Here is a 6419-nt window from a genome sequence, read left to right as displayed (position 1 = left end):
TCAGGTTTGCTGATCACCCTAAGTAGGGGGAGAGCCTTCGAGAGCCCCCTTCCTCTTAGGGACTTGCGCTTTGATAATATGCCATCTGGCTGGTCTGATTCTTCTACAGAGCGATTTCCTGGCTGGGATATTATTCCCACGCAAGTCCCCAACCCCTCACGGATCGCTGAAAAAGCCTAGCTCAATCTGGAAATTTTGATTATGATCATTAGTAATTGACCTTTATTTGTGATATAGATTCAAAGGAGAGACACGGTGTCCACAGAAGTCATCGAAAAGCGTTCCACAGCGACAATCCGTAAACCAGCACCGCGTTATCGCGTTTTACTCCACAATGACGACTTTAACTCGATGGAGTATGTGGTTCAGAGTTTAATGCAAACGATCGCCGGTATGACGCAACCCCAAGCAGTCGATATCATGATGGAAGCGCACACTAATGGTACGGCCTTGGTGATTACCTGCATCCAAGAACACGCGGAATTTTACTGTGAAACCTTGAAAAATAAAGGTTTAACCAGCAGCATCGAACCCGATGAATAAAAGATTACGGGTAATTGCCACTTACCCAGTCCCCCTGCGACTGGGAATTTTTATTTTGCTCTTACTTTTTCTCTGGTTGCCGATCGCACTTCCCCTCTATCACTTTTTTGCCACTAATGCCAATCTTGTCTCAATTTTGACCCTTTCTGTTCTCTATCTGGAATTTTTGGGGTTATCCCATTGGTGGGGACGGACAATTTATGGCGATGAGGGATTAGCCGATTATGGGTTGATTTGGCGAAGAAAAACGCCGATCGAGTTAATTAACGGGTTAGCGATCGGTCTATTTTTCACTTTCTCGCTTTTTCTGTCCCAAGCGTTCCTAGGTTGGTTAAATTTCTTACCCGCAAATCCCCAAATCAGCAAAATCATCCTGGAGGGGTTTTTAGTCGCTTTAGCGGTGGGTTTCGCCGAAGAATTATTATTTCGGGGCTGGTTACTGGGAGAATTAGAAAAGGATTATCGTCCCGCTATCGCTCTAGTGATTAGTGCCTTAATTTTCGCTCTTACCCACTTTATTAAACCTTTAGCCGAAATTATCCGCACTTTTCCCCAATTTCCTGCCTTAGTCTTGCTAGGATTAATTCTCGGTTGGGCAAAACGCGCCTGTGGTGGTAGTTTGGGTAAAAGTATCGGTCTGCACGCGGGTTTAATCTGGGCATACTATATATTAAATGTGGGTCAGTTAATTAAATACACTGGTACTGTTCCCGATTGGTTAACTGGAATCGATAAAAATCCTTTAGCGGGAGTGATGGGTTTACTTTTCCTGACAATTCTCGCTATCTGGATCAGAAAAAAAGCAGTTTTGAGTGAACGATAAGGGATTAAATCAATTACTATAAAGGGGAAATTGCCCATGAGAGTTATAGCCGATGAATCGATTATTATCTTTTCTAGAATATCGCCCGCGTTTGCGTAATATCCTATCTTTTTGTTTCTCTCTTATCGTCATGCTGTTGATCGGTGTAGGCAAAGTCACAGCACAAGATTTAAATAATTCTACTCTGGATTTAGTTGCTAATCTCTGGATGTTAATAGCCGGCTCGTTAGTATTCTTTATGAATGCGGGTTTTGCCATGCTTGAAACGGGTTTTTGTCGTACTAATAACGCCACTAATGTCTTAGCTAAAAACCTAATTGTCTTCTGTGTTTCTGCCTTGGCTTATTGGATGTTTGGTTTCGGTTTAATGTTTGGCAATACATCTGAACTGGGAAATAGTTTCTTTGGTGGGACAGGATTTTTCTTGGAAATTTTAACCCCCAATAATCAATACAGTCAATTCCAAAAATTGTGGACAGGTCGTTCATCGGTTGTCACCCAATTTTCATTAAAAACATTTCTATAAATCTTATTATAAACTTTTAACTTTTGTCGGTCTTGAACTACCAATCCTGTTAAGCGTAATTCTATTTGATCGGGACTACCATCATCGGTAATTTCACCATTTCTTAAAATTTCTAGGTAAAGCTTCAGCATTCTTCTACCCGTGACACGCTTATTTAATAAACGATTCCGAATAGTTTTTAGGTGTTCTGGACTATCTTGAGATACCCAGTTACTAATTACTTGGGACTGGATAAAATCGCCGACATTAATCGGGGTTGCTGGGGATTCCTTGCCAAATTCAGGGCGAGATGTGGAGATTAAATTACAAATTTTTTGAGTTAAAAATGGTTGTCCACCTGTCCACTCTATAACCTCCTCTAAAACCCGTTCTGGTGCGATAACTTTGTCCTGCAATCCCTCGGCCAGTTTTCTGGCATCCCTTATAGTAAATCCAGATAATCGAATATCTTGACCAATATTAAAAGGACTACGATTATTATCTAGAATAAAGTTATAAACTGCCGCTACCCCCAACATACAAAAGGTTAGACGTTGGTAATCCCTATTATGGGGACGTTTTTCATGACAGCTACGCAGCCAAGCAAAGAAATCATCTGTGGAAAATTTTAAACTCAGAACGCTATCAATTTCATCGAAACAGATAACAATAGGTTGGGATACTTCCCTTAAGAGAATTTCTTCAACAAATTCACGAAGACAATTAATAGGTGATTTGTGTACTCGTTCATTCCACCAAGTTTGCTCTTTTTCCCGAATAGAAAGATTAAAGCGTTTAACCAGTTGCTCAAATAATATTCGATACCAAATATCTTCGGAGATGTTTTTTCCTATACCACTCAAATCAATGGTAGCACAATCAATATTATCCTCTTGCAGTCGTTTTTGTGTCTGTACCCACAAACTTGATTTTCCCATCTGACGGGAATTTAACACATAGCAATACTGTCCATTTTTTAGATAGTCATAAAATATATCATCTGCTTCCCGCTTGATATAACTAGGTGCATCTAGGGGAACGCTGCCTCCAACATGATAAAAATTGGTCGCCATAGCATTAAAATTAGCAATTTGTCTGATTGGTTAAGTTCGATGAATAATTTAATCAAAGGTTATCTGTCCCTAAGCTAGTCCGCATTTAAAGTTCTGGGTTCGATGAGGGAACGGGGAACAGGTGAAAACGAATATTAGATTTAGATGTACAACAGTTTAACTCAATATATTGGATTTTAGGAGGATAGGCGATACCTAAAATAGTCGCTGTATAGTGGATAACGGGGTTGAACAGCATTCTGCACAAAGGTTACTAATCCTAAACTATGAAGTTGCCAATTAATTGTTGCACCTAAATCAACGGGAGAAGAGGACTCTACAACCTTTTTCATTCCTGCTGCTAGGTTTGGATGTTCTTGTAAGTTTAGCAAATGTCCTCGCAAATGATCCCCATAAATCCCCGCTTCCGTGGCTGCTGTCTCTAAAAAATCTGCTAAAGACAGTTGTTTTTGGGTAATCGCATAAATCGCTTTTTGGATTAAATAGGGATGTCCCCCGACAAGATTAATTATTTTTTGCAGTTCATCTTCTCCCAAGTTAGCCTGATATTTATTGGCTAGAGTCAAGACCTGTTCTAGAGTAAAATCAGGTAACAGGATTTCTGTTCGTACATTCAAAGGAGATTTATTCAGGTCAGCAGGAACATAATTTTCTGTGGAGTAGGTGATAATTAAGTGTAACTTTTGCCAAGTATTATTATTTTTTGCCTCCTCGTGCCAAAGACGAAATAAACTAAGGAAATCGCCGGCAACGCTGGTATAGGCAAAGAGACTATCTATCTCCTCTAAAACTAAAATTAGGGGTTTATCCAGCTTTTTGAGCAAATGGTCTTCAAAATAGGCAGTACAGCTATAAAGTCCTAATCCTTCTTGCCATTTTTCCTGAAAGAGAGCTGCTAACCCTAATTTCTTGGAAATAATCAAAGCAAACCAAGAGAGCAATCGGTCTAAATCGCCGAGAATTCCTTTGCTTGCCTGTAAAAAACTCAAACTGACGGTTTTATACTGTCTTTTGTCAACTTGACTCAAAATTCTATCGACTAATAGGGTTTTACCCATCCCCTTGGCCGATTTAATCCGCAACAATGAACCTGCTTGACTCACCGTCTCCAGACAAAGCTGTTCCACTGGAGGACGTTCAACATACTTGGAAAAATCCGCAGCCCGGTTTTCTCCCTCATCCTCAGACGTGGCAGCAGCTGTTTCCTCCAACTCATCCCAGTCAGCGATTTCTCGATAATCAAGGCCTAAGCTTTGACAAATTTCAAAAAAATTGAGATTACTAATCGGTTTACCGTTAAGAAAAAGGCTAATAGTCGATTTTGCGAATCCTAACTCCTCAGCAAGCCGCTGTTGACTTGCGTAACCATTGCGTTTAACTGCTTGTTTGACTCTAGGGATATATTCTGATTTTACTTTAAGCGATCGCCCCATAAACTTCCATCAATCTACGCAATCTCTATTTTATCGCAAAAAACTCAGACATATCTCAGTCATGAGATCAGAGATTGATCGTTCACACTAAGAATATAAAAAACTCAGACATATCTCAGTCATAAACTCAGAGAGTCATGACTGAGGATCAAGGTGTACTGGTCGAAGTGTATTTATAAACTACACAAAACAGAATGCTTGACATATTTCCTTCTAAGTCCAAAGACAATGACACTTATAAGGGTGATTCTGGGACTTCAGCTAAGTCTGACAATTATTTAACCTCCGAGGAGAAGTCTCTTTTATCTGATTTACTCAAAGTTAGGGCTGCCACTGTCGTAAGCTTTAAAATTGAAACAGATAGAGTTGGAGAAGCTGACTTACAAGATAAATTAAAAGAACTAAAGGACAAAGGCTATATCAAAGTCAATAAACAAAAAAACTACGAAATCTTTACTCCCACTTGGAAAACTCGTTGGCTCAGGGTAAATGGTATTTTGTAGTCAGGTTCTAACGGAATTAGATAAGTTTCCTTTTTTCAGTTCATTCACCCATTACCTATTTTTGGTAGATTCTCAGACAGCTGCCGCCACCGACCTTTCTAGTGAAATACAGAAATTTGTGGAAGGACATCGGTGGTCTTTTGTGGTGACTGCGATAATTATTGGAGTAGCAGTTGAAACTAGAATTAGCTATTTCTCAGCTTTTAGGATTCGTCATTTATTTGCCAATTTAAAAAAGGATTTTTTAAATTCTTTTGTTCGTTTATTAACTGTCAAAATTGTTATATCAATACTCTTATACTATCTCATTCAATTTATATTTTCTCTATTAAGCTCAATCGAGGATAATGTATATGTTGGTTTAATCATTGCTCTAGTCTTTGGTTTTATTATTAGTTCCTTAAACCCTAATTTAGAACAAATTGACCAAGTAATGGGTGGATTTAGCCCATCGACAATTAATCCTGTCTCCAGTCTGATCAAAAAGCTATTAGAGTTGTACAAAGAATTTCAAATATCTATTATGGAGACTTTCGACGAGAAATTGGCATCGGAGAGAAACAGACTATATGATGATACCAGATATGAATTTGATCGTTTTCAAAGACTTACTATTCAAAAATACATCGAAGAATTAATCGGGAGATATACACTGGAAAGAACGCAAAAGAACTATCAAAGAAGATTAGACGCTATTCTAGGAGGATTTAGTGGCAGCGATCAGAAAGAAGAATTAATATGGTTATTATTTAGTATGGGTTTTACTTATAAAGATATCAATCAAATTAGAAGTGACCCAAAACAATCAAGAATTTTAATAAGACTGGGAGAAATAGAACAGGGGAATAGTAGGATAAATTAAACGTCGGCCAGTTAATTAAATACACTTGTACTGTTTTGTCGATTAACTGGAATCGATAAAAATCCTTGAGGGGGAGTGACGGGTTGACTTTTCCTGACAATTCTCGCCATCTGGACCAGAAAAAAAGTAACCGATGTAAAACCTAGCAGTTAGACTGTCTTCTCTCCCTGTCAATTAAACTGTACTGGATTAAACTGCCTGTTGGAAATTTTAGTACAAATGCTCAAACTGCTTCTCCCTGCTCCCCACTCTCCTATACCTTTTAAACAGGATTTATACTAAATCCTGTTATTAAAAATTGATTATTTATTCTCCCCTTTGCCTTTTGCCTCTTGCATGAGTGCCTCTCCTCATAACTAGCCTATACTCAACGGATTTAGTATTAGTATGAGCAGTATTACAGCAGTTATCTTAATGGTGAGGTGCGAAGTTTTCTGGCTCTTCGGGAATTGTTATGCAAATAATTAACTTAAAATAAAATTCGATGAGAGCACCTACGCTCAAAAGTATCTGAAATTCATATAGGGAAGGACTTAAGGCACAAACAGGTTAATACCAAAAGATAGACAATCGAGTTAAGATTTGATATAATAGCCAAAAACGAGATTATTTTACTTATGATACTTGACAAATTTTTGAACCTACAAGGAACCTGTATTCAAGGCTATCGACACCTA

The 6419-nt window shown here is 38.4% G+C and carries 7 protein-coding genes; 5 read left to right on the top strand and 2 right to left on the bottom strand.

Translation table 11 applies throughout. From position 1 onward, the window contains the following. Positions 1–255: 255 nt before the first annotated feature. Genes clpS through IM456_RS12505 form a run of 3 tightly spaced genes read left to right on the top strand, consistent with a single transcriptional unit; the run spans position 256 to position 1892 of the window. Positions 256–543: an ATP-dependent Clp protease adapter ClpS gene (gene clpS / locus IM456_RS12515; protein WP_002738526.1), complete on the top strand. Its 288-nt coding sequence runs from the start codon at positions 256–258 to the stop codon at positions 541–543. After that, positions 536–1366: a CPBP family intramembrane glutamic endopeptidase gene (locus tag IM456_RS12510; RefSeq protein WP_287693288.1), complete on the top strand. Its 831-nt coding sequence runs from the start codon at positions 536–538 to the stop codon at positions 1364–1366. The genes clpS and IM456_RS12510 overlap by 8 nt, the downstream gene beginning before the upstream one ends. A gap of 52 nt (positions 1367–1418) precedes the next feature. Next, the gene (locus IM456_RS12505; protein ID WP_374756728.1) at positions 1419–1892 is read left to right on the top strand and encodes a hypothetical protein; all 474 of its coding nucleotides are present in this window, start codon (positions 1419–1421) and stop codon (positions 1890–1892) included. Here IM456_RS12505 and IM456_RS12500 read toward each other — a convergent pair. Both IM456_RS12500 and IM456_RS12495 read right to left on the bottom strand, forming a co-directional pair. Next, positions 1823–2944 carry an AAA-like domain-containing protein gene (locus IM456_RS12500; protein ID WP_287693287.1) on the bottom strand — a complete coding sequence of 374 codons (1122 nt, stop codon included), beginning with the start codon at positions 2942–2944 and terminating at the stop codon, positions 1823–1825. The genes IM456_RS12505 and IM456_RS12500 overlap by 70 nt on opposite strands. A 176-nt stretch (positions 2945–3120) precedes the next feature. Continuing rightward, positions 3121–4377: an AAA-like domain-containing protein gene (locus tag IM456_RS12495; protein ID WP_287693286.1), complete on the bottom strand. Its 1257-nt coding sequence runs from the start codon at positions 4375–4377 to the stop codon at positions 3121–3123. A gap of 194 nt (positions 4378–4571) precedes the next feature. Here IM456_RS12495 and IM456_RS12490 point away from each other — a divergent pair, with 194 nt between their 5' ends. Together IM456_RS12490 and IM456_RS12485 are read left to right on the top strand one after the other, a co-directional pair. Beyond that, positions 4572–4880, top strand: coding sequence for a hypothetical protein (locus IM456_RS12490; protein WP_002738432.1), 309 nt, complete (start codon positions 4572–4574; stop codon positions 4878–4880). Further along, on the top strand, positions 4867–5742 hold the full coding sequence (locus IM456_RS12485; protein ID WP_287693285.1) for a hypothetical protein: 876 nt from the start codon (positions 4867–4869) through the stop codon (positions 5740–5742). Before IM456_RS12490 ends, IM456_RS12485 begins: the two co-directional genes overlap by 14 nt. Positions 5743–6419: the final 677 nt, after the last annotated feature.

The organism is Microcystis sp. M079S1, assembly GCF_020246425.1.
Taxonomy (GTDB): domain Bacteria; phylum Cyanobacteriota; class Cyanobacteriia; order Cyanobacteriales; family Microcystaceae; genus Microcystis; species Microcystis aeruginosa.
This window is presented reverse-complemented; position numbering and strand designations above follow the sequence as displayed.